This is a genomic window from Terriglobus albidus, assembly GCF_025685425.1.
Taxonomy (GTDB): Bacteria; Acidobacteriota; Terriglobia; order Terriglobales; family Acidobacteriaceae; genus Terriglobus; species Terriglobus albidus.
The window spans coordinates 48,070-71,225 of record NZ_JAGTAS010000053.1 but is presented as its reverse complement, the minus strand read 5'-3'; the positions used below and the strand labels follow the sequence as shown (position 1 = coordinate 71,225).

General features: G+C 55.9%; 14 protein-coding genes. 7 read left to right on the top strand and 7 right to left on the bottom strand.

Annotation, left to right across the window (positions count from 1 at the left end; genetic code table 11):
* The first annotated feature begins 190 nt into the window (after positions 1-190).
* Positions 191-1,690: a methyl-accepting chemotaxis protein gene (locus tag OHL21_RS12465; protein ID WP_263417601.1), complete on the top strand. Its 1,500-nt coding sequence runs from the start codon at positions 191-193 to the stop codon at positions 1,688-1,690.
* A gap of 97 nt (positions 1,691-1,787) precedes the next feature.
* Here the strand turns inward: OHL21_RS12465 and OHL21_RS12460 are convergent, their stop codons facing one another.
* Entirely contained in the window at positions 1,788-2,093 is a 306-nt protein-coding gene (locus OHL21_RS12460) for an ASCH domain-containing protein (RefSeq protein ID WP_263417600.1), read from the bottom strand.
* A gap of 332 nt (positions 2,094-2,425) precedes the next feature.
* Between OHL21_RS12460 and OHL21_RS12455 the strand changes: the two genes are divergently transcribed.
* From OHL21_RS12455 to OHL21_RS12445, 3 genes are all read left to right on the top strand, one after another.
* Entirely contained in the window at positions 2,426-2,746 is a 321-nt protein-coding gene (locus OHL21_RS12455; RefSeq protein WP_263417599.1) for a rhodanese-like domain-containing protein, read from the top strand.
* A 101-nt stretch (positions 2,747-2,847) separates the two neighbouring features.
* Positions 2,848-3,768 (top strand): family 2A encapsulin nanocompartment shell protein, encoded by a 921-nt coding sequence (locus OHL21_RS12450; RefSeq protein ID WP_263417598.1) that lies wholly within the window; start codon positions 2,848-2,850, stop codon positions 3,766-3,768.
* Positions 3,755-5,911: a family 2A encapsulin nanocompartment cargo protein cysteine desulfurase gene (locus OHL21_RS12445; protein ID WP_317889977.1), complete on the top strand. Its 2,157-nt coding sequence runs from the start codon at positions 3,755-3,757 to the stop codon at positions 5,909-5,911. Before OHL21_RS12450 ends, OHL21_RS12445 begins: the two co-directional genes overlap by 14 nt.
* A gap of 24 nt (positions 5,912-5,935) precedes the next feature.
* Here OHL21_RS12445 and OHL21_RS12440 read toward each other — a convergent pair whose 3' ends face one another.
* Positions 5,936-6,586 (bottom strand): fused MFS/spermidine synthase, encoded by a 651-nt coding sequence (locus OHL21_RS12440; RefSeq protein WP_263417597.1) that lies wholly within the window; start codon positions 6,584-6,586, stop codon positions 5,936-5,938.
* 66 nt (positions 6,587-6,652) lie between these two features.
* Between OHL21_RS12440 and OHL21_RS12435 the strand changes: the two genes are divergently transcribed.
* Positions 6,653-7,474 carry a helix-turn-helix domain-containing protein gene (locus OHL21_RS12435; protein ID WP_263417596.1) on the top strand — a complete coding sequence of 274 codons (822 nt, stop codon included), beginning with the start codon at positions 6,653-6,655 and terminating at the stop codon, positions 7,472-7,474.
* A 115-nt stretch (positions 7,475-7,589) separates the two neighbouring features.
* On the opposite strand, the gene OHL21_RS12430 is transcribed toward OHL21_RS12435, so the two are convergent.
* A complete protein-coding gene (locus tag OHL21_RS12430; protein WP_263417595.1) occupies positions 7,590-9,500 on the bottom strand; it encodes an FG-GAP-like repeat-containing protein in 1,911 nt (636 codons plus the stop codon).
* A 224-nt stretch (positions 9,501-9,724) separates the two neighbouring features.
* On the opposite strand from OHL21_RS12430, the gene OHL21_RS12425 reads away from it, so the two are divergent.
* Positions 9,725-10,816 (top strand): four-carbon acid sugar kinase family protein, encoded by a 1,092-nt coding sequence (locus tag OHL21_RS12425; protein ID WP_263417594.1) that lies wholly within the window; start codon positions 9,725-9,727, stop codon positions 10,814-10,816.
* Positions 10,817-11,002: 186 nt separating this feature from the next.
* Here the strand turns inward: OHL21_RS12425 and OHL21_RS12420 are convergent, their stop codons facing one another.
* A complete protein-coding gene (locus OHL21_RS12420) occupies positions 11,003-13,606 on the bottom strand; it encodes a DNA topoisomerase 3 (RefSeq protein ID WP_263417593.1) in 2,604 nt (867 codons plus the stop codon).
* A 161-nt stretch (positions 13,607-13,767) separates the two neighbouring features.
* Here OHL21_RS12420 and OHL21_RS12415 point away from each other — a divergent pair, with 161 nt between their 5' ends.
* Positions 13,768-16,395 carry an ABC transporter permease gene (locus OHL21_RS12415; RefSeq protein ID WP_263417592.1) on the top strand — a complete coding sequence of 876 codons (2,628 nt, stop codon included), beginning with the start codon at positions 13,768-13,770 and terminating at the stop codon, positions 16,393-16,395.
* A 196-nt stretch (positions 16,396-16,591) separates the two neighbouring features.
* On the opposite strand, the gene OHL21_RS12410 is transcribed toward OHL21_RS12415, so the two are convergent.
* From OHL21_RS12410 to OHL21_RS12400, 3 genes are all read right to left on the bottom strand, one after another.
* Entirely contained in the window at positions 16,592-17,800 is a 1,209-nt protein-coding gene (locus OHL21_RS12410) for a hypothetical protein (RefSeq protein ID WP_263417591.1), read from the bottom strand.
* A gap of 4 nt (positions 17,801-17,804) precedes the next feature.
* Positions 17,805-18,974, bottom strand: coding sequence for an alkaline phosphatase family protein (locus tag OHL21_RS12405; protein ID WP_263417590.1), 1,170 nt, complete (start codon positions 18,972-18,974; stop codon positions 17,805-17,807).
* Between the two features lie 292 nt (positions 18,975-19,266).
* Positions 19,267-23,070: a TonB-dependent receptor gene (locus OHL21_RS12400; RefSeq protein ID WP_263417589.1), complete on the bottom strand. Its 3,804-nt coding sequence runs from the start codon at positions 23,068-23,070 to the stop codon at positions 19,267-19,269.
* Positions 23,071-23,156 lie beyond the last annotated feature (86 nt).

The window sequence follows — 23,156 nt, the reverse complement described above, 5'->3', positions numbered from 1 at the left end:
AACCGCGCATCAGGCCTAATCTGCTCAGGCCTGCTTGACGCGACCTTATCTACCGGCGTAGCGGCTGAACAGCATCCGCGGCGAGAACACTTTGGTAACGCTTTCTGATGACCATGTTCTGCCGGCGGTGTTCTACTCATTTCCCTCCTCTGGCCGATAGACCGTACATGAACCCCTAGAGGACACACCAATGTCAACCCTCACCATCAAACAAAAGCTCCTCAGCGCAGTAGCAGCATTGACTCTACTTTCCATCTCCCTCGCAGTTGCATCCATCTACCGCACCATAGCCTTCGGAAACACAATTCACCACCTTGGCGTTGAAGAAGGCAACCAGTCCTTTCTTTCAGGCCTTGCTGACGCTTCGGGTTCTGAAATGGTAGCGGCACAGCGCGGTGTGATGGTGCAGGCCGCGACTGGGAATTGGGACGCCGCCGAAAAGCGGAAAACCGAGTTTGCGGAACAGGAAACGACTCTCCGTAAAGCACTCAAGGAGCTACGGGCAGGTGGGGTATCTGCACGTGGAACGATCGTCATCGACAAGATCGAGGCCGCGCTTGAGCGCTTGGACCCGATCTATGCGCGCTTTATCTCCGCGATCGACGCCCATGATGTTTCCCGTGCTACCGAAATCAATATGGGCGAGCTGGGAGCGGCAATCCAGAACCTCGATGACCTCACTACTGAAACCATTGCCTTTGAACGTGAAACGATGACGCAAGCAAATACGCTGGCACAGGCCGAGGTTTCGTCGGCCATGCGTGTCTCGTGGATCCTTCTGAGCATCGTTCTCGCTGTACCGTGTGTCATTGCCCGCATCGTCATTAACCTCGAACGTCAGTTACGCAAGAATGTGATTGAGCTCAATCAGGGTTCTGAGCAGATCGCTACAGCTGCCGAACAGATCGCTTCCAGCAGCCAGGTTCTGGCGCGAGAGAGCTCAAATCAGGCAGCAATGATTGAAGAGACGTCCTCTTCTTCAGCAGAGATCTCATCCATGGCCAAACGCAATGCAGATAGTGCCCACGTGACAACTGGAATCGTCGGCAACGCGGTGGTAACAGCGCAACAGAGCAGAATCGCTGTAGATGAATGCGTAAAGTCGATCAAAGCTATTGATGACAGCTCTGAGAAGATCGCTAAGATCATTGGCGTCATTGACAAGATCTCCTTCCAGACCAACATCCTTGCCTTGAACGCCGCAGTTGAGGCTGCACGCGCCGGCAATGCGGGCTCAGGATTTGCGGTCGTTGCCGAAGAGGTGCGGAATCTCGCTCAGCGTTCGGCAGAAGCGGCTAAAGAGACCTCGGCACTTATTGGAACCGCTCTGGCCAATGCCGCAGACGGCCGAGAGAAGATCCGGTCGGTCGTCTCGTCGGAAGAACAACTTGAATCCGCATTCGGAGAGATCAGAACTCTGGTCGAGAATATCGGCGGCAGTTCGTCGGAACAGTTAGCGGGTGTCCAGCAGATTACCCAAGCCATCTCCCGCATGGAGCAGACCACACAGACGAGCGCGGCCAATGCTGAAGAATCGGCTGCGGCGGCTCAGCAACTCCATGCTCAATCGGATGCTCTGCGGGTACTCGCCGCTCGCCTGGGGCAGATGGTCGGCTTCGGGAACGATGTCCAACGTCAGCCTCTGGCTGTTCGCCCCATCGCTGGCCGTCCAGCCGCTGCTCATATCTAACCGTTCCTTTCGTCGAGAGGCGCTCTTACGCTCTATGCCGAACCGTCCGATGCTGGATGGTTCGGCATTTCCTCGCGGACAGCGCGATCCATGGATGCTATTTCGGGGGGATGTAGTGGAAACGGATCAGGTAGATGTTTTGCCCTTTGCCGTGCTGTGCGACCTTGAGCAGATCGATGACACCCAGGAATCCTGACTCCCGTGCGAGCTGCGGAGTGATATCAGGCAGGCCGATAGGTTCGACGGAGTCAACCTCGATGAGACCTTCTTCCATCTGATAGCGACGGCCGGCAGTAACCCGCGGACTAACCCAGAAACGGACGGTAGTGGTGATTTCTCCACTCCGGATACGTCCGCGCAGGCGTTTGGTGAAGGTCATTGGCGTATCCAAGATAACGCGCATCACCTCCTTTAATCTCGGCCAAAGCTAATGCCCGCAACCATTGTGGAATCAAATAGATACATAAATCACGCGCCCACAGAGTAAACCTGACCCTGTCAGCCGTGGCTTGGAGACAAGCCTGAATGCGACCTGTGGTAGCCTTTTAAAGATGAAGTTTGCCGGTCAGAGCCGTGTATGTTGTGCCACCTGTATGGTGCACACACATCCGCGTGTCTTCTGGCTGAGCGCGATTCCTGAATAACCTGTTCGGTTTCAGTAATCGAGGTTGATCGTACCCACCACCAGAAGGCCTGGTTGGTGGGTTTTGTTTTTTCAGCGAAAGAAGGTTAAACGTGAGTGTTCCAGAGATTCAAGCCGAAGAGTTGAAGCAGCGTCTCGATCAGGGGGACAAGCTCTTCCTGCTAGATGTCCGTGATGAATATGAATATGAGATCTCTAACATCGGCGGCCATCTCATCCCTTTGCCCGAACTAGCGAAACGCCTGGATGAGTTGAGCGTCGATGAAGAGATCGTCGCAGTGTGCAAGCATGGCCCCCGCGGTGTAAAGGCGGCAGAGTACCTGCGAAAGCATGGGTTCAAGAAGGTATTGAACCTGCGCGGGGGGATCCACGCCTGGTCTGATCGCGTGGATCGCAAGATTCGCAAATACTAAAGCCCACGATCTTGTTCTATCGGCTTTCTTTTTTATGCGTCGGCTGGTAGGCTTCCGCTACAATCTGACGCATTCGATACCTTGCGCAAGGAGCTTTCCACGTGGCTGATACAACGCCCCAGTCTTCACTCGGTGAACAAGCAGCATATCAATTAGCCAACGTAACCAAGACAGCTCCGATCTATGGCGCGGTAACACCAAGATGGCTGGTTCGCCTGCTGGACTGGAAGCCGCTGGAGTCCGGCATCTTCCGCCGTAACCGTGTTGTCGAAGAGAAGCCGATCGATGTGCTCTGCGGCCATGTGGACGAATCTGAGATCCCCGAGACCTATGCACAGTACGAAGAGGAACCTCGCGAGTACCGGTTGAGCAGCATCAACGCCCTGGTCAACGTGCAGACGCGCATCAGCGATCTCTTCAACAATCCTTACGATCAGGTGCGTGAGCAGCTTCGCGTCACGATCGAAGGCGTGAAGGAGCGGCAGGAGAACGAGCTTCTGAACAATGCCGACTACGGTCTATTGAATAACATTGCTGATTCGCAGAAGATCTCAACGCGCAAAGGTGCTCCTACTCCCGATGATCTTGATGAGTTGCTGACAAAGGTCTGGAAGGAGCCATCCTTCTTCCTGACCCATCCGCGTGCCATTGCCGCCTTCGGCCGTGAGTGCACCCGGAGGGGCGTTCCTCCTCCGACCGTAACGTTGTTCGGTACGCCCTTTCTGACGTGGCGCGGTGTCCCGATCATTCCGACCGATAAGATCCGCGTCTCCGGTAAGACATCCAAGACCCAGATCCTGCTGATTCGTTCAGGAGAGCGCAAGCAGGGCGTGATCGGTCTCTTCCAGCCTGGTCTTACCGGGGAACAGAGTCCCGGACTTTCGGTGCGATTCACAGGAATCGATAAGCGCGGCCTGGCCTCCTATCTGATCTCACTTTATTGCGCAGCTTCGGTTCTGACTGATGATGCGATTGCGTCTCTGGAGAACGTCGAGGTAGGCAACTACCATGAGTACAAGTGATCTGAACTCGCTGGTACTGCATGACGAGAGGGGACAAGGCGAAGCTCCCGCGTTTCCAACGGGAGAATCGTTGCCAGCCGGCCTACCGGACCCCCTCGTTCTAGCACGCATGGCGAACGAATTGTTTACCGCGCTTCCCTCTTCTCTCGATGTACCGCAACATCCCGCAGCCATCGATCCACCGGCAAGCTTGCCGGTAACGCCGCCTGCCTTCCAGCCCGAAGTTCAATTGCCTTCGGACAAACACCTTCCAACGCTGCCTGCCAGTATCGGTCCGGCGCAGGTTGCCCCGATCTCTGCTCCTTACCAGGCAGGACCTCCCGCTGTTCCCGGCATCCTGGGCACAGCGACGGATACCGGTTTGAGCAGTGGAGCTATTCCTCCTTCGCCGGCGTTTTCTTTCCTGCAGGATGCTCGGCCCATCTTCAGCGAAAGGCCCGCCTATGCTTCGTCTCCGGGGCTGGGGTATCCGACAAGCGTTCCGGCGACTCCTCAGGCAGCGCCCCCATCTTCGAGCGCCCCTCAAGGGCGTACGGGTATCATCGAAGACAGCCTCTCCAGAACTGCAATCGAGCCGCAATCTCCATCGATCAGCGTCCTCCCGATGCCGCCCCTGACGGAGTACGCACCGGCTCCTCCTTTCTCGTTTCTTGAGGAGCTCCGGCCGCTGTTTTCGTATCCGCCTTCTATTCCGGGGCCTGTCCCCGCCGGAGCGGGACTGATCGAAGAGAGTCCCTTCGATCTTCAGCTTCCCAATGATCTTGGCCGCCTGCAGGAGATGAGTCAGCTTGCGGACCAGGACCCATTGAGCCGCTTCCATACGACAAGACCGCTTGAACCGGCCGATGCCACCGTCCTCTACGAACCAGCAGGTATCGAACGGGATGTGCCTCGCGAGCTGGATCTTTCGAAGTATCCCTTTGATTCCGAAGCCATCAAGAGAGACTTCCCCATCTTGCGCGAACGCGTCAACGGCCGTCCCCTTGTCTGGCTGGACAACGCAGCCACAACCCAGAAGCCGCAGAGCGTCATCGATCGGCTGAAGTATTTTTACGAACACGAAAACTCCAACGTGCACCGCGCCGCCCACGAACTTGCAGCGCGAGCGACGGATGCCTACGAGTCGGCGCGAGAGAAAGTACGCCGCTTCGTCAATGCATCGTCCACGCAGGAGATCGTCTTTGTTCGCGGCGCCACTGAAGGCATTAACCTGATTGCCCAAAGCTGGGGCCGGCGCAATGTGCGCAAGGATGATGAGATCGTCATCACCTGGCTCGAACATCATGCCAATATCGTTCCGTGGCAGATGCTCTGCTCCGAAGCCGGAGCCAAACTTCGCGTAGCACCTGTCGATGACAGCGGACAAGTCCTTTTGGACGAGTATGAGAAGCTGCTTGGCCCAAAGACCCGCCTGGTCTCGATGACACAGGTCTCGAATGCATTAGGAGTTGTTACACCCGCAGAGAAGATGATCGAGATCGCCCACCGTTATGGAGCCAGAGTCCTGCTGGACGGGGCGCAATCGGTCTCGCACATGCGCGTCGATGTACAGTCACTCGACTGCGACTTCTTCGTCTTTTCAGGGCATAAGGTCTTTGGCCCTACCGGAATCGGTGTCGTCTACGGCAAGCCCGAAGTCCTGGAAGGGATGCCTCCCTGGCAAGGCGGCGGAAACATGATCCAGGATGTCACCTTCGAGAAGACGCGTTTCCACGGTCCGCCACAGCGTTTCGAGGCAGGCACAGGCAATATTGCAGATGCTGTCGGGCTGGGTGCAGCCATCGATTATCTGGATCGGGTAGGAATGCCGAATGTCTCCCGCCACGAGCATGAACTATTGGTGCAGGCCACAAAAGAGCTGCTGCGAGTCCCCGGGCTCCACATCATCGGCACGGCGAAGGAGAAGGCAGGAGTCCTCTCGTTTGTGCTGGACGGATTCCGGACCGAAGATGTCGGATCGTACCTGAATAAGAATGGGATCGCTGTCCGCTCCGGGCATCATTGTGCCCAACCGATCCTGCGACGTTTCGGCTATGAAAGTACTGTCCGCGCATCGCTGGCGTTGTACAACACGCATGAGGACATCGATAAGCTGGTCACAGCGATCTGGGATCTGCGTCTCGGCCGCACTTCCATCGCCTGACACTTCGCGATCCGTTTAAGCCGTCTAGAGCCCAACCGCCGGCGCGGGCCACAACTGCAGGCGCAGTTTTTTCATGAGTTCATCGTAGGGCTCTTCACCCATCCGGCGATGCTCACCCTTCGTCGCGAGAACGATTCTGTTCTCGCTGTCTTCGGGGCTGGCGACAAGTACGCGATCCTTAAAGCTACGCCGAATGTATTCGATCGCAGCCTCACTCTCCGGCCCGCACAGGTTCACAACCAACACTCCATCCGGGGTCAAGGCGCGATAGCAATCATCGTAGAACGCCTGTGAACAGAGCTGGGGCGGCTGTCCGTATCGATCGAATCCATCAACGAGCAACACCTCGATCCTTCCTGGCGCCCGAGCAACATAGTCCGCGCCGTCGTCACCAATGACACGAAAGCGATCGTCGTCCGGCGGAATATGGAACCGATCTCTCAAGGCAATGACCTGCGGATCGATTTCGATGACCGTTATGTCAGCAGCAGGCATTTCGCGATAACACCATTTCGGAATCGATCCCCCACCCAACCCGATCATTACGATATAGGTTGGATTTCGATGACAGAGCATGAAATCGATCATCGTGCGGGTGTACGGAAGCGCCAGGGCAACTGGGTCATCCACGAGCATCTCACTCTGGATCTCACCGATCTGAAATTGCAGCGACACACGATTTCCATCGCGATGGACAATCGGTTCCACTCTCGCTGGTGTTCGAAGTTGACTCCGGGATGCGTGATCGAGATAAACACTATCCATTCGTTCGGCCTGTATCAATCCAATTGGGTACTTAAGCGTGTTGACTGGGGTTACTTGGAGGGATTCCTGGTGAAATCTCGTATTGTGGCACTCTCCGTTGAGACGCTACTCTTCGAACAGATTCCTTTATATAAGACTGTTTATCCGATGCGTTCCGGACCAGCAAGTCAGTTTACGTCTGCCGAACAAGCAGCGGCACCAAGTGCTGCACAGCCGGCATCATCGTCACTCTCTCGACTCGAACAAGTCCTGCCTCTCCTCTTTTTACTGCTTGCAACCGGCTTGGCGCTCGTTTCCCATCATGTTTTACCGTCATTCGCTGGTCTGCCCGCAATGCTATTCATCGGTTCGGTGATCGGGACCGCGCTCTGCAGTAATACTCGATGGATCATCATTACCATTGCGGTCGGGGCGGTGGCACTGAATGTCGTCTTTCCAATCGTTACTCACAATCTGCCCGTTTCCCTTTTGCTGATTATTCGAACGACGGGGTTCACGGTAATCGCTGGTTCTCTTGCATACCTTGCCACAAAAGCGCGCATCTCCGTTATGGGAGACCACCGCACGGCAAAGTCAATCGCGCAGGTTTTACGGGAGCGGGAAAATGCATGGACCGTCACGGAGTTGTCCGCGTTGTTTCAGATCCCATACCGCGAGTTCTATGAACTTGTTGACCGAGGAGAACTCGAAGCATTCGGCCCGATCGGGGCTCTGCGCATCTGCCCGCGGGAGATTGAGCGTTGGTACCAGTCATCGATCCGCAAAAGCGTGCCTGGTATCGCTCCAGAAATCTCTTAAAATTGTTTTTGACTGTTGAAGCGTGTGTGGTGAGAGGGAGAGGCTTCCTCTCACCACATGTGTTCTTGCTCAAGAAAGTCCTCCGCCCGGAACCGACAGAAGATTACGATCGTGCTTACTTCTTCGCCGACGCAGCAACTTGTCGCGGAATCCCCCAGTAAATAAACGTCCCAAAGCGAGTGGAGGTTATGACATCGATGGCTCCATCATGATTCAGGTCGACAGCAAGCACATCCGAGCCGACACCGCTATGCGTATCGATCAGCTCAGGAACCAGCTCAGCTCCTCCGGGTGCCTGGCGGTTTCGAACGGTCTTGTACCAGTAAAGAACCGGAGCTCCTCTCGGATCGGGATCGATATTCGTATCGAGATGCGAGAAGTACCGCTTCCCGGCGATAAAGTCCGGTATTCCATCGCCATCAACATCCGCGTACGAGGTCCCGTGCAGTTCTGAGAACACTACCCCGCCGGCGTTTTTGGCTGATCGGTCATTCATCACCATGTGTTCGATGAAACTGATCTTGCCAGTGCTGTCCTGCTTCTGCTCGTACCAGGCAAGCCCCCAGCCATGAGCATTGAGTGAGGTCACAATGTCGTTTTTCCCGTCACCGTTCACGTCATAAACGGCCATCACGCTGCCGCCCATCAGACCTCGACCGAACTGTGCGAAAGCGGCGGGATGATAGGTCCACGGACCTGAGCCGGCTCCCGCGGCCGGCTGCTCCCACCAGCCGTAGGGGTTCACGACATCGAGCCGTCCATCGCCGTTGACATCACCTACGCCAATTCCATGAGCGACACCATAACCCGCGTCTGAGATGTCATGCACGATCCACTTCTCAGTTGGCCTGGCAGGATCAGGCTTGGCATAACGAACGTGTCCGGCGCCGCTGTAGACCAGCTCAGGCTTCCCATCTCCATCAATGTCCCGCAGTAACGCGATCTCACTTTGCACCCCTGTGCCTACCGCATACTTCTGCCAGCGTCGATTCTCTCCCTTTGGATTGATATAGAGCTGGGCGCCAGGGCCGCCGCCAAAGTTTACGGTGAGTACATCGGGCCAACCGTCTCCGTCGAAGTCTGCGGCAAACTCCATCGTCGAATCGCTCGCAAACTCGGTCAACGGATTGGAGGGGAATGCATAGTAGATCTCACGGGATTTTCGGTAGTCAGGACCATAGTAGATGTAAGGCCCGGAGACGACATCCAGCACGCCATCCTTGTTGAAATCCGCGGCGGCTGTTCCCCACGAGTAATAAAAGTCGCTCAGTCTCTGCTTCCGGAAGTGCGGACCGACCTTCTCTTCATCCCGTGTCTTCAGGGACATATCCATATAGGCGACGTTGCGAAAATGAACAGCCCCCTTGCCACCGGCATACAGTGCCACAGGTCCATAGCCACCGTCTTCGACCATCGCACCTTGCTGGCGGCCATCGTTGAGAAAAGACCGAACCGTATTGGCATCAAAGAAGATCTCCACCGAGTTCCACTCGTGAGCTCGAAGGGAGGTATCGGCAGGTTTGAGCGGAAGGTCGACGCTAGGGCTCTGCGGTCTGGGCCGGTTGTCATTCTGCGCTTGAGAAGCAGACGGGGGAGGAGTCAGGCGAGCCAGTACACCACCTCGAGGTAGCTTCTCCTGCTTCACTATCTTTCCGTTGGAATCAATCGCAACCGCGTATGTAGCAAGCGATGAATCGTCAAGCGAGACATAGACACCTTTCATGCCGCCGTCCGACGTCTTCTCCGCGCGCAGCAATACTCCGGTCACACAACTGTCTTCACAACGAAACTCCGTATAGAAGCTGACGTCCTGGTACGAATTGTCCAGCAGGAGCCAGCCTCCGCCGTTCTCTGCCGGTTTTCCCGTAATCGTGCCGGCATCCGCAGTCCAGTTAGCCTGGCCTACCTTGTTCCAGCCCTTCGCCGCCGGTCCTGTAAATCGCACATCGGGCACGAAAGAAGGTCCTGACGCAAACGCACTCGCCGCGATCAAGCACACATTCAACAGAATCAGGCCTTTTCTCACCGCACCCTCCTTGGACACGCAACTGCCGAATAACAATTGCATAATACGCAATTGTTATTGCAATTGATGCGACCCTAACTATAGGTTAGCGAGCGCGGATCGTCAACGATGTAGCGTACCCACTCTGCAATCTCCGAACGGTCTCTTAAGATACAGGCACAGGGGGTACCGTTGAACGATATCTCCAGGCTTCTCTATATTTGAAAATTATCCTGAGAAAGCGAATGTCCAACGGAGCATCAGAGATGATTGGCGGATTGCCCGAACCCCTGGTCATTCTGGCTGACGATCTTACTGGTGCAGCCGATGCAGCGGTCGCATTTACGCGCATCTGCTCCGACGTCACGGTCGACATGAGCACGCCTGCGCCTCGCCCCGGCGCGGTTGTTGCGTGGAGTTCCGACACGAGAGATACGGAACCGGCTCAACTCAAAGAGCGGATACAGGCTGTCTTACGTAACCTGCCGGCATCCACGATCCTCTTCAAGAAAATTGACTCGGTCTTTCGCGGGAATACCTTCGCAGAGATTCGCGAGTTTCTTCATACAAGAGTTTACGATCTGGCCATTCTCGCTCCGGCCTATCCGCAGGTTGGCCGGCGGATCGAAAAGGGGGTGCTGCACATCGACGACATCACGGGCTCCCGGTCGATGAACCTCGTCGAGGAGTTCCCCGAGATTCCCCTTCTTCCTGCAGGACTCCCGGAAGATCAGATCCAGGCTCGCTTCAGATCTGTCTTAAATCAAAAGCAGCGAGCTGTTTTATGTGACGCACATACACAGGAGCATCTGGAAGATGTGGCACGTGTGGCGCGGTCCTTGCAAGTGCGTACTCTATGGATTGGTTCCGGGGGGCTCGCCCATGCGCTCGCCGCAGCATCCTCAGCAATTCAGCCCTCTCCCCTGGTACAACGAAAGCCGGCGGGGATAGCCTGTTACTTCATCGGTAGCGACCATCCTGTTACGGTTAGGCAAATAGCGCACCTTCAATCCAATTGTGAGCCGCGCAGCTTTTTTCTCAAGAAGGTTTTAAGGGACACTCCCGAGTCCACGATTCGAAGTGCATTGGAAGTCGCCAAACACCCTATAGGCACGTTCGTCATGACCGGAGGAGACACCGCAAGCCTGGTTTGCCGCGCCCTGGGGATCACGGCAATTCGTTTATATCGAGAGCTCGTACCCGGCGTCCCCTTGGGAACTGCAGTAGGCGGGCCCTATGACGGGACTCCTCTTCTATTGAAGAGTGGCGGGTTTGGATCAGATGAACTGCTGTGCAACATACAGGCGCAGTTTTCGAATCAGGAAATCTATCTTTGAGTCCCGGATACCGCATTGTTCAGGATGACAACATTTGCGATGAACTTCAGACTCACCACGCTAGAGCATTTTCCCTGTAGTTTGTAGCGCAGGATTCTACATTTATGGGCGTTTTCCACGATGAAAACGCCGCTGCACGCCTTTTCCGGGTTACCCGGCAACAGGGAAAATGCTCTAGTCCAGAACCTACAGCGATAATCCAAAGACCTCTGCAATGGCCGCATGAACTGCGGACGTCTGCTCGCGTGTCAGTGCCAGTACTGGTGCCGGCCGTAACGCCGGAAGGTGCTCGCGCAGAAGTTCGTAGTCGGCCAGGAAACCCTGGTTCGACCGTACCGCACGCTCTGCCTCTTCAATCGCGATCAGGGCCGGAGCCCGTTTCGCCAGCATCTGCGGAAACCCCGTCACGCTCAGCCGCTCCGGTGCGACATACAGGAACTTCAACCGCCCATTGAGATAATCCACGCACGCAGCTCGAAGCGCCTCGCGGCTACGGTTCGCGTGAATGCAGTCGCACGCTATCCCACGCTCGCGGAGCTTCGCCACCTCGGCCTCCATCCACTCCATCTGCACACTTACCACCAAGGAGGTTCCTTCCTGCGCGAGCCCGGCAAGTTGGTAACACAACGTCTTTCCCGCACCGTCAGCAAGCGCCAGCAAATGATCTTGACCCGACAGTGCAGCCATACATGCGGCTTTCTGTCCTGGAAGGAACGATTTGTGACCGAACCGCTCTTTGAGAAGCGCGTTCACCTGTGTCGTCTTCGATGGCTTCTTCGCCCTATCCTTCGCCTTGCTTTCCGTCTTGCCGGGTGGCGGCGTATCGGCTGCTTTCTTGTCACCGGCACTCTGCGCGGCCTTCGTCATCGGAGCGAACCGGCGCCGCGGCGTTACCCGCACCTTCTCCACCACCCCGCTCACATATGCGTTGATGCCTTCGATGAATGGTGCAAGATGAGCCTCTCCCTGGTTGATCTTTTTGAGGTTCGCTTCCCACTGCCCTGTCATGGCCGGGGTCTTCACCTCAGGATGCACCACGTCGATCAGGTGAATCCCCTTGTCCGTGGCTTCCAGCGTTTTGCCGCTGCGCACAATGTAGCCACGCTTCAGCAGAGTTTCGATGATCGAGGCCCGCGTGGCCGGCGTCCCCAGGCCCGTGTCCTTCATCGCCTCCGAAAGCTCTTTTTCGTCCAGCGTCTGCCCTGCCGTCTGCATGGCAGTCAGCAGCGTAGCTTCCGTAAAACGCTTCGGCGGCTTTGTCTTCTTCTTCTTCGCATCGATCGCAGCGACCTGCTGCGGCTGGCCCTCCGCCAGATCCGTCGGCAATACCTGCGCCGCCTCTTCCTCTTCGCCGTCTTTGCTGCCCTTCTTCCGCTTCTCCGGCACCGGGTCCAGAACCTTCCAGCCCATCTGTTGGACCAGCGTTCCCGTTGTCCGGTACCGATCCACGATTGGCTCCGCTCCATCCTGTCCAAGATTCGCAATCGCCGTAATCACCGTCGTTACGGCCTGCAAATGATCGTCGTGCCACATCATTAAAAAGCGGCGGCACACCAGGTCGTAGATCCTGCGTTCCTGCGGGCTGAGGTTCAATTTTCCAGGGTTGACAGCATTCGGCAGAATCGCATGGTGGTCGCTTACCTTGCTGTCGTCCACATAGCGTTTGCTGAGTGTACGCGTCCCGGTCCCCTCCGCCACCGTCTGCGGATACTGCGGTGCAACCACATTCGCGATCTGACTCACCGTTGCCGCCACATCGGTCGACAGATGGCGGCTGTCGGTACGCGGATAGCTGATGAGTTTATGGCGCTCGTAAAGCGCCTGCGCATACGTTAGCGTCTCCTGCGCCGTGAATCCGAACAGCCGGTTGGCGTGGCGCTGTAACTCTGTCAGGTCGTACAACAATGGCGGCTGCGCGCGTTGCGTTTCCGACTTTACCGATTCAATAGCCACCGTGCCCGTACGCGCGCGTTGGACAATCTGCTTCGCCTCTTCCCCGTCTGCGGCAAGTCGCGATAGCTTGGCCTGGGTCTCTTTCTCGTTCCCCTGATCTCCACGCGGCCGGAACCACGTGCCTGTATAGGTCTCTTGCTTTCGCTCGGCCAGACCTTCGAATTTGGCGATAACCTCGATGTACTCTTCCGGCACGAACTGCCGCAACGCCAGTTCCCGCTCCACCACCATCGCCAGCGTAGGTGTCTGCACGCGGCCGACCGAGATCTCCTCGTTGTAGATAAGCGAATAGGCCCGCGACAGGTTCATCCCCACCAGCCAGTCGGCACGGCTTCGCCCATGCGCGGCATCAGCTAGTCCGTCGTAGGCGCTGCTGGGCTGCAGCTTCTCAAAGCCCTTGCGAATCGCCTCTGCGGTCATCGATGAGATCCACAGCCGGTTCACGGGCTTATCGCACAGTGCCGCGCCGTAGATGTAGCGGAAGATCAGTTCGCCTTCGCGCCCGGCGTCGGTGGCGCACACCACCTGCGTCACGCGCGGCGAGGTCAGAATCTTCCGAACCACCTCAAACTGGCTTTTGGTCCTTTCATACACCACCAGCGGCCACTCGCCGGGCAGCATCGGCAACAAATCCAGTCGCCACTGTTTCCACTCGGGACGCATCTCGTGCGGCTGCGCCAGAGAAACCAGGTGCCCCACAGCCCAGGTCACCACATATCCGTTTCCGTGCAGAAATCCGTCGCCCTTCTTCGCGGCCCCGAGAACGCGGGCAATATCGCGCGCAACTGAGGGTTTCTCCGCCAGAACGGCGGTCACTGTGGCACTGCTGTCAGACATCGTCACTTCAAGTATCCCACTCGCATCACAAAATTCGGAGCTGCTATAAGCACGGCTTTGGATTGAGGCGCGCCATGAGAGGGAGTAGACGCTCTACCCCAATGGGAGTAGAGTGTCTACATCCACGGATGAAAGTACGTCAAGCCGGAGGAGAGTGAGTCATGAAGTGGTTCCGGAGCTTCGGTTTTCAGCGGCGCAAGCGCGAATTGCAGGAAGAGATCGATGCACACCTGCAGATGGCGATTGCAGATCGAGTGGCGCGAGGCGAGACACCGGAGACGGCGCGGCAAGCGGCTGCGCGGGAGTTTGGAAATGTTCCTCTCGTACAAGATGTGACGCGTCAGATGTGGGGCCGGGGCTGGCTTGAACAACTGGGCCGGGATGTCCGTTATGCCTTGCGACAACTGCGCAAGAGCCCCGGCTTTACGATCACCGCCACGACGATGCTGGCCGTAGCTATTTGCGCCAACAGCACGATATTCAGTTGGATCGACGGCACCATGTTGCGTCCGATTCCTGGCGCGCGGGAAACGGGCGATCTTGTTAGCCTGCAGCGGGGGGAACGAAATTTCTCGCCGACTCCGCCCTTCTCGTATCTCGACTATCGCGATCTGCGCGAGCAAAACCGCACCTTGACCGGAATACTTGCATATCATAACGATTGGATCGCGCTGACTGGCGGTGCGCAGCCGGAGCGTGTCTATATTGCAAATGTGTCGGCGAACTATTTCGATGTGCTCGGCATCAAGCCAGTGCTGGGGCGCTTCTTTCTGCCGGAAGAGGAGTCAAGTGCAGTTCCCAACGTGGTCCTGGGCTACTCGCTCTGGAAGACGCGTTATGCCAAAGACCCGGCAATTGTTGGCAAGTCGATCGAGGTCGCCCGGCATCCTGTGACGGTGATTGGTGTGGCGCCGGAAGGGTTTGTCGGAGCAGCGCCCGGACTGCGTGACGATCTGTGGGTAACCCTCGATCCCCTCGGGACGGATGTGGGGCGGATGACCCATCGCGACTCGGACTGGCTCATCGTAATAGGAAGATTGCGGCCCGGCGTGAGCCGTGGCCAGGCAGCCCAGGATCTCGATACTGTGATGCACCATCTTGTGGTGGCGTATCCGGACCAGCATCTGGGCGATAACCGGATCACGCTCGATCCCATGTGGCGTTCGCCATTCGGCGCCAATGGATACATGGCGGCGACGCTGCCGATTTTGTTGGCCTTCGCCGGTTTGGTGCTGCTGCTGACCAGCGCGAATGTGGCGACGCTCACGCTGGTCCGGTTTGTATCCCGGCGGCGTGAGCTTGCGATCCGGCAGTCACTCGGGGCGAATCGTATTCAACTGGTGCGGCAGATGATGCTCGAGGGCGCTTTGCTTTCCATCGTCGCAGGAGCCATAGCTCTTATGTTGACGTCGTGGACGTCGAAGACATTCGCATGGTTCTTTCCGGCGAACTCGATTCCCCTGATACTCAACGGGAGCATGGATCACAAGGTGGTGATCGGGATTGCGGTATCCAGCCTGTTGGCCGGCATGCTCTGCGGCGCGCTCCCCGCCTGGCGCTCGTCTCATGCGCCGACCATTGAGGTACTGAAGGCAGAGTCTGCAAGTGTCTCCGGCGGCTCACGCAACAGGAAATTGCTCAGCGGGTTGGTGGTGGCGCAAATCGCGCTTGCCCTTCCTCTGCTGATCTGCTCCGGGCTATTCCTGCGAACGCTGCGGAATCTCGCCGCAGCGAACCCCGGCTTTGAGCAGGACCACGTTCTGACTGCGTCCGTGGGGCTGAATATTGCCGGCTACAGCAACGATGAGGCACAGTTGATCCGCCGCAAGATACTTGATCGCGTGTCGGTACTGCCCGGCGTGGAGGTTGCATCTCTTACCGACTGGATTCCGATGACCCTGATCCAAAAGAGGAACGATGCGTATCCGGAAGGGTATGTGCCCCATCCCCATGAATCTTTGCTGGTGCAGAATGCCGAGGTGGGCCCGCGGTATTTCGAATCTCTTCATATACCCATTCTGGAAGGACGCGAGTTTACATGGGATGACGATGCAAAGGCCCCGCAGGTAATCATCCTGGATCAGACCGCGGCAAGGCGCTACTGGCCAGGACAGGATCCGCTGGGAAAGAGACTCAGCATGTGGGGCAGGCTTTTCACGGTCGTCGGAGTTGCGAGGAATTCAACCCACACGTTCGTGAACGAGTCGCCGGAGCCTATGGTTTATATGAGCTTTTTCCAGCGCCCGGGGTTCGAGACAATGGTGCAAGTGAAAAGCGAGGGGAATCCGGTCGACTTGGAGCCGGCGGTGGAGCAGGCCATTCATGGGGTCGATTCGCGGCTGCCGGTTTTCGACGTGCGTCCCATGCGAGAGAGTACCCAGATGGCGAGCAGTTTCGCGGTCATACAGAGCACCCTGGCGGGAATGTTCGCGCTGATCGGGTTGGTTCTTGCGGTAACCGGGATCTACGGAGTCGTGGCCTATCGAACCCAATTGCGGACCCACGAGATCGGAATACGGATGGCTCTAGGTGCTTCCCGTGTGGACGTGCTGAGACTCGTGCTGGTGCAGGGATTGTGGCTCGCAGGCACTGGAGTGGTGCTGGGACTGGCGTTTGCGTTGGGACTGACACGTGTTATCGCCCGGCTCTTATACGGAATCGGCGCCAACGATCCGGTCACCGTCGTTTCCGTCGTCATGCTCCTGGGAACAATGTCTTTGGTAGCATGCTACCTTCCCGCACACCGAGCGGTGCGCCGGAACCCCGTGACCGCAATTCGCGAATTGTAAGCTGCAGTTCAGATTCGACGCGAATTGCGTGAATTAATCTGGCTCTCTACTTCTAGCGCCGTTACTTCGCGAGCCCGTGAGGGTCGAAGCTGGCAATACCGGCCGAACAGATGTGATCTGGACCAACCCCGGCGCCGAGCTGACGCGGGACCTTTGTCAGGAGGCACACTTGGTTCCTCACATCGACAGGTCTACTCTATCCGACCGCCCAGGAGGCAAGCTCTTCAAGAGTAGCCGTAGCGCTCGACGTTGCTCCCCTCGCAAATGGAGGGCCTAGTGCGACCGCTCGAGAGCTCCCTTCAAACCAGGCGATGAATGAGGAGTACTCGGCTCCGGGCAGCCTCTGTTGATTGATCCAGTTATAGTACGCTCCCATGTCCGCATCGACTAACGATCCCACCAGATCTGGTTCCGAATGGCCATCGATATTAGCCAGTAATTCGTTCATTGGGCGCTGCCGTTGTCGTGGTCCGAATCGTACAAGCAGTGTCAGCGGCTGAGCACGGCGTAGTGCCTCACGCGCAGTCCACTGTACAAACGTCGTACTGAAGACCTGCGTGCCGGAGCCTTCCGTAAGCAGCTTCAGCTGAAAGCGATTCAGCACCAGATCTTTCTGACTGTCGAATCCGATGTCGGCTGGCTGCAGAGCCGCCAGGATTGTCCGCAATTCCTCAGGTCCCATTCCTGGACGCTTGATCTCCGCCTGCATCTTATTGAGCAGCGCAATGCGTTTTGGCTCCAATGCCTGATAAGACACGTGCGTCAGCATTGGAGCATGCTCGACAGCTTGTCCTCCTTCCACATACCAATGCGCATATGGAACCGGATGAGCCTGAGCACGTGCGGCAACCCCCTTCATGAGTTGCTGTATGCCGTTTTCAGGCTTGATGTGGCTGAAGAATGTTCCGTGTTCACGTAGATCGCGAAACAACTGACCATCGTAGGCATCCAGTCCTTGTCCGATGATCGCTATACCAAGCCTTGAAATCACCGGCTGATCGGGGGCTACCGCCGCTTGTAACCGATTACCATATTCTTTCGCCGCTTGACGGAATGCATCCAGCTGATGCGTCGACCACAGATGGGCAGAAAGCTGCTCAACAAATTGAGCTGGCTGATCCAGCCAATCGAAGTGTTCCAGCTTTATTGAGAGCGACAGATCCCGAAACGATCCAAACCACTCCTGCATCTGCGCCGGTGTAAGCGATCCAAGCATCGCCATCTCTTTGCTGATCCGCTGGCGCTCCACGGGAAACTTATAGTCAAGTTCAATAACCTCAGAAAGCAGATTGGGAAGGAAACTCAGCGGCAACTGTTGCAATGTCCTCAGGTTATTCACTGCAAGCTTTCGTGCCTCTGGTGGATAGGCCCTGAACTGTTCGGGTTTGAGATCGCGAGGAAGCATCGTGTTAGAACAGTTCTTGAATTGGCCGCCCCTGCGCGATCGATGCCTGGAATCCCATCATCGATCCAAGCGTTGGCACCAGATCCGTCGATTGAACCGGATGATCGTAGATCATGCCTTCGCGGACCCCTGCCCCCAATGCCATCATCCACGTAGTTCGCGACGATGGATCGCCGGTGCGGTGGTGTTGAAAGCCATTTCCACCCGCCTCCTCATCGGAGTCTCGTCCAAAGTCGGGAAGAATCACCATCGTGGTGTTGCCCGCATATTCAGGATTGTTTTGTACAATCCTCCACAATTCAGCGCAGAGCCGATCCGTCCGTCGAACACTTTCCACATAAAGCGAATACGCACCTGTGTGTGCGACATCAATGTCGTGCATCGTAACCCAGATTAGGCTGGGCGCCTGCTGTTGCATCAGCTGTTGCACAACATAGACTGAAAGCTCGTCGGGGCTCGATAAAGTCTTCGCATGGGATCTGAAGTCGCCGACCGACAGCTTCAATATGGTCTCCATCTGCTGGAACTCAAATTCACTTCCTCCGAGTTGTGGCGCAAATAGTGGAGTCTCATAGTTGTCTCGCAGCAGATGTTCATAGTCGATTGTTCCTCCTGACATTGCTGCTAACAGCAGATGTTTTGGGAGGATCACCTGTGCGCCCCAGCCAGGTCCATATCGCCGGGACTCGCTTTCACCAATACGGCTAAACCCATTGCTGGGTGCAACGACCCATGCATCCTTAGGCGGACGCTTGAGATCTTTTCGAAAATACTCAAAAACTGTTGGATGCTCTGGAGGCACGGACGAGAAGTTATTCAACGTCTCATAGACACCTGTAGCAAGGCTTGCGGTCGCAACGTAGTGCCCAAGAATTCCGCGGTTCACCACCTGGGTAAAGAAACTGGCTTGGGGAATCAGTTCCTTAAGAAGATGAGGAATGTTCTCCTGCCCCGCAGGCGCAAACGTCTCCTGATCGCGGGCTCCACCGCCAAAGGTGACTACGATCACCTTTCTCGTCCTCGCGGATCCTGCATAGAGAAATGGACTTGCCCCACCAAGAACCATACCCGCAGCAGAGCGAAGGAAGTCACGACGGCTGCAACTGAGACCGTACGTCGCCTGACGCAGACAACTCGAGGATGCGTCGCCAATGGATGGTTCTTTCACGATCATCCCTTACTACTCCGCAGAAGCGGTCGTCGAGTACGCCACTGCATTCCTTATGCATGCGAGCCGGATGCGTCCGCCATTTCCGGTAGACGCCGGCCCGTGTACGGTCCTCTGTTCGATATGAATATAGTCCAGCCGAATAAAAATACGCATCAGGCAGGTTAGCAGTCAACGCCAGTTCGCTCCATATTTCATGACAGAACTTCGCATCGTCACGAAACCCGTAATCTAGACTGCATCCTGACTCTCAAGCGGCTAGTGAAGGCACCGTAATCTACACGGTGCCTTCATCAGCTTAGTAGTAGAGCTTCAAAGCAAACTGGATCTGCCTCGGATCAAATGGAGCATCGCGTGTTGATCCGATCTCTCCAAATGTAGAGCTCAGGAAGTTGCCCGAGTTTCCAATTGCAACGACGCCGTTGCCTCCAAAGTTCGGGGAATTGAAGTTCGGATGGTTGAGGATATTGAAGAACTCTGCCCGGAACTGAAGTGAAATCGCCTCATGGATCGGGAAGTTCTTGAAGGCGGAGAAATCGAACCGATGGAAACCGGGTCCATGCGTGCTCGTTGAGCCTGGACCGCCGAGTATAAGGTTACTGTTAGCCGGGAGGGCAACGCACCCTTTAGGGCTATCTATAACCGGATTGATAGACATCGAACCATCAGGATTTTTTACCTGGTTCAATATACAAGGCTGATTGAATGCCGCTGGATTGCCGAACCAGTTGAGGGCTCCGCTCGAATCCCTGTGCAGTCCGAGCTTCTGATCCTGACCAGCAACCTGCAGCACTCTGCAGCTTGTGCCGGAGGTTGTCGCAGACGGGCAGGTCAACGTGATAGGTTGTCCTCCTTGAAGGGTAGCTATGCCGTTGACTGCCCAACCGCCAAGAACCGCGTTTGTCACCTTACCAGAGTTGGCAAGGAACATTTTGTTCTTACCAAACGGCAACTCATAGCTGCCGCTCAGGTGGACTACATGCCGTATATCAAATGCTGCCTGGCCCCAATCGAAGTGCGGTCCGAACCCTGGAACCCAGGGAGCACGGTATCCGCTCACACTGCCACCATTCAATAGATCGCCCGCATCAGAGAGAGTCTTCGCAAAGGTATATGTGACCAAGAAGCCCACTCCCTGTGCAGATTGCCGCTCTAACTTGGTCTGCAAACCGTTATAAACACTCCGGCCGATCGTACGCTGATAACTCCCTCCCTCGGCAAAGTCCGGGAATGGTCGATAGTTCGCTGTACTTGTACCTGAGGGCAGAGTTGCACCAATAATCTGCGAGACCCTGTTGTTGCCAATGCCGGCCTGCAGTGAGCTTCCATCGGTAAGGACATAAGCAGCCTGTGCCGAGATGTTATGTGTAATGGCGTATTGAAGGGTGAGATTTGCGCTGAGCGTACGAGGCGTCTTGTAGTTGAATTGTAATCCCTGCAGGCCCAATCCCTTTCCATTCACCGCCAGAGGAGTGAACTGGGCACAGGTGAGACCCGATTCGATCGTCGCGCTTCCCCCAGGACCGGCGGTCGCACATGTGCCGTATGGGTTCGATCCAGTATTAAATGGCGCTGAATCCGTTGTGCCAGTGAACGTAAAGCTATAGATGAAGGGGTAATTCAATCCAATGTTAGGACCATAGCCTTGATTCTCAAAAGAATTGAAGAACAAGCCCGCCCCACCACGAACTACAAACTTCGGCGATACCTGATAGGCGAATCCAAACCGTGGAGCAATGTTGCTCTTCTGAGTCTGTAATAGGCCTTTCCCGTATTTGTCCGTCATTTGAAGCGCAATGCCGTCTTTCTGAAGCAGGGCCTGGAAAGTTGTCGAGAGAGCGCGGTTGGCCTTTCCGCTAGCCGGTATCAGGAATGTCGGAGCGTTATACGGCGGCCCATTCTGAATGAAGTTCGCTTGAGCACCGTTCGCCTCCGAGATGGGGCTGAAATAATCCCAGCGCAGGCCAAGATTCAACGTCAATTGAGAATTGACCTTCCAGTCATCCTGAAAGTAGACCGCAAGATAATGCCTGACGTCGTAGGTCTTGCTGATATTGGTTGCTAGAACCTGATTCGCACCACCAACATAACTAATACCATTTGGAACAGTGGTTGCGATCGGGGTCAGCAACATCTGCGCACGGCCGGTTTGATCTCCCGCCTGTCCTGGAACACCCGCAAAATTCCCATTGAAATCAAATTCGCCACGCGGAAATGGAGGTTGCAAGGTATTGAAGTGAATCTTCTGGAACTCAATGCCTGCTTTAAAGCTATGCGCCCCATGAATCTTCGTGAAATCATCCGTCAACTGAAGCGTCTGGCTGATCTCATCCGACGGCAGATAGTTGTTGCTGCCCAGATTCTGTAAACCGCTGACCACAATCTGGGGCAAACCGCCGTTCAGGGCCACTTGGGGAATTCCTTGAAATCCGTATTGCGCTGGGATTCCCATGTTATTTCCCTGTGGACCAAAACGCGTCGTATGCAAGTGGTTGAAACCGACTCGGCCTACATTGACGGTGCTTGAAGAAAACACATGAGTCCAGGCCGCAACGGACTGATTGGATTTTGCATTCTGAAGGCCCTGCGCGAAGCTTCCGCCGTCAGCAATACCGCCGAAGATTGCAGGGAGAAACTGCGGGTCATCCAAGTAGCTAAAGCGCACGAACATCTGGTTCTTGTCGCTCATTGCGTAGTCACCGCGCACGTCGAAGGCATTGCTGTGCTCATACAGCTTGGGGCTTGTTGTGAAATTCGTAGTAAACGAGCTGGTCGTCGGCGCGGGGTACAGCTGCAGAAGTTTTACCGCATTGGAATCAATACGATTCGCGGGCAAGTGATTCAGGTTGCAGCCGCTAACCGTAAAATTCGTTGTTCCTGGTCCGCACGTACCGAATGGATCGCGTGCAAAGCCAGTCTGTGTAGCCCTGATACCGGACACTGGGTCCACGGCCCCCGCAGTGACCGCTCGCGTCGTCGCTGGATCGAGAACCGTTCCGAAAGGAATAGATCGACCAAGCGCATCTTTACGGGGTGTGCCGTTTTGACCGGTAATGAGATCGGAAAGATCTGTGAAATTGCTGTTACGCTCAGTTAATGTTGGAACTGTACCTGGCAACACCGTGCCTTGGACGCGACGGAATCCCTGATAATCGCCGAAATAGAAGAGCTTGTTTTTGATTACAGGACCGCCGATGGAAGCCCCAAACTGGTTCCAGCGCAGCTTTCCCTTCGTGACACGGTTGTAATTCTCAAACCAGTCAGCTGCATCCAGCTTGTCGTTGCGAAAGAACTCCCAAACTGCGCCATGGATGCCGTTGGTTCCGGATTTGATCGTGGCATTCAGCACTGCTCCTGCGGAGCGCCCCTGTTCAGCGCTGAACTGAGCTGTCTGAACCTTGAACTCCTGGATCGCGTCCAGCGGGGGAAGAATGACGAAATTCGTGCCGTTCAGAAAATCAACCGCATTTGAGTTGTTATCGATGCCATCGAGCAGGTAGTTGTTCTGCGCCGGGCGCAAGCCGTTTGCAGAAAACGCACCCGATGCCGCATTGCCGCGCGTATCAGCCTGCGGCGTGTTAACTCCGGCGGATAGCTGAGCCAGGAACGTGAAATTGCGCCCATTCAATGGCAGATTGTTCAGTGTCGCGCTATTAATAACCTGACCGACCGATGCCTCCGTCGTCTGTAGCTGTGGTGGAATTCCAGTGACGGTGACAGTTTCTGTGGCAGAGCCGAGTTGCAGCTGAATGTTAACCTGCAGGCGCTCTTGCACATTCACCTGCAGATTTTCCTGTGTTGTTGACGAAAACCCTTGTGATGAGGCCGTAATGGAATAGTGGCCAATCCTGACTGGTGAAAAAGTGTACTGCCCACTGGTGCTCGCTACAGTTTCCAGAGTTAAGCCAATATCTGTATTCCGAAGGGTAACGTGCGCATTAGGGATAACAGCGCCGGATGGGTCCGAGACAATGCCGGTGATCGAACCTTGGTCCACTTGCGCGGCTGCGCCTCGGCTCAGAAATACCAGGAAGCACACACACGCAAAGACGCTTAGCCTGAAAAGACTTATACGTGCAAACAAACTTATCTTAGCGTTCATCCCATAACCTCCGAAAATGATTGTTGCCACTGACCCGAAGTTCTCTAAGCACCATGTATGAGCCATAGCCGCCGAAGGACATATCG

Excerpts from the sequence above, each read along its gene's own strand:
- OHL21_RS12465 (WP_263417601.1), top strand. The coding sequence starts at position 191 with ATGTCAACCCTCACCATCAAACAAAAGCTCCTCAGCGCAGTAGCAGCA.
- OHL21_RS12460 (WP_263417600.1), bottom strand. The coding sequence starts at position 2,093 with ATGCGCGTTATCTTGGATACGCCAATGACCTTCACCAAACGCCTGCGC.
- OHL21_RS12445 (WP_317889977.1), top strand. The coding sequence starts at position 3,755 with ATGAGTACAAGTGATCTGAACTCGCTGGTACTGCATGACGAGAGGGGA.
- OHL21_RS12425 (WP_263417594.1), top strand. The coding sequence starts at position 9,725 with ATGTCCAACGGAGCATCAGAGATGATTGGCGGATTGCCCGAACCCCTG.
- OHL21_RS12420 (WP_263417593.1), bottom strand. The coding sequence starts at position 13,606 with ATGTCTGACAGCAGTGCCACAGTGACCGCCGTTCTGGCGGAGAAACCC.
- OHL21_RS12415 (WP_263417592.1), top strand. The coding sequence starts at position 13,768 with ATGAAGTGGTTCCGGAGCTTCGGTTTTCAGCGGCGCAAGCGCGAATTG.
- OHL21_RS12410 (WP_263417591.1), bottom strand. The coding sequence starts at position 17,800 with ATGCTTCCTCGCGATCTCAAACCCGAACAGTTCAGGGCCTATCCACCA.
- OHL21_RS12405 (WP_263417590.1), bottom strand. The coding sequence starts at position 18,974 with ATGATCGTGAAAGAACCATCCATTGGCGACGCATCCTCGAGTTGTCTG.
- OHL21_RS12400 (WP_263417589.1), bottom strand. The coding sequence starts at position 23,070 with ATGAACGCTAAGATAAGTTTGTTTGCACGTATAAGTCTTTTCAGGCTA.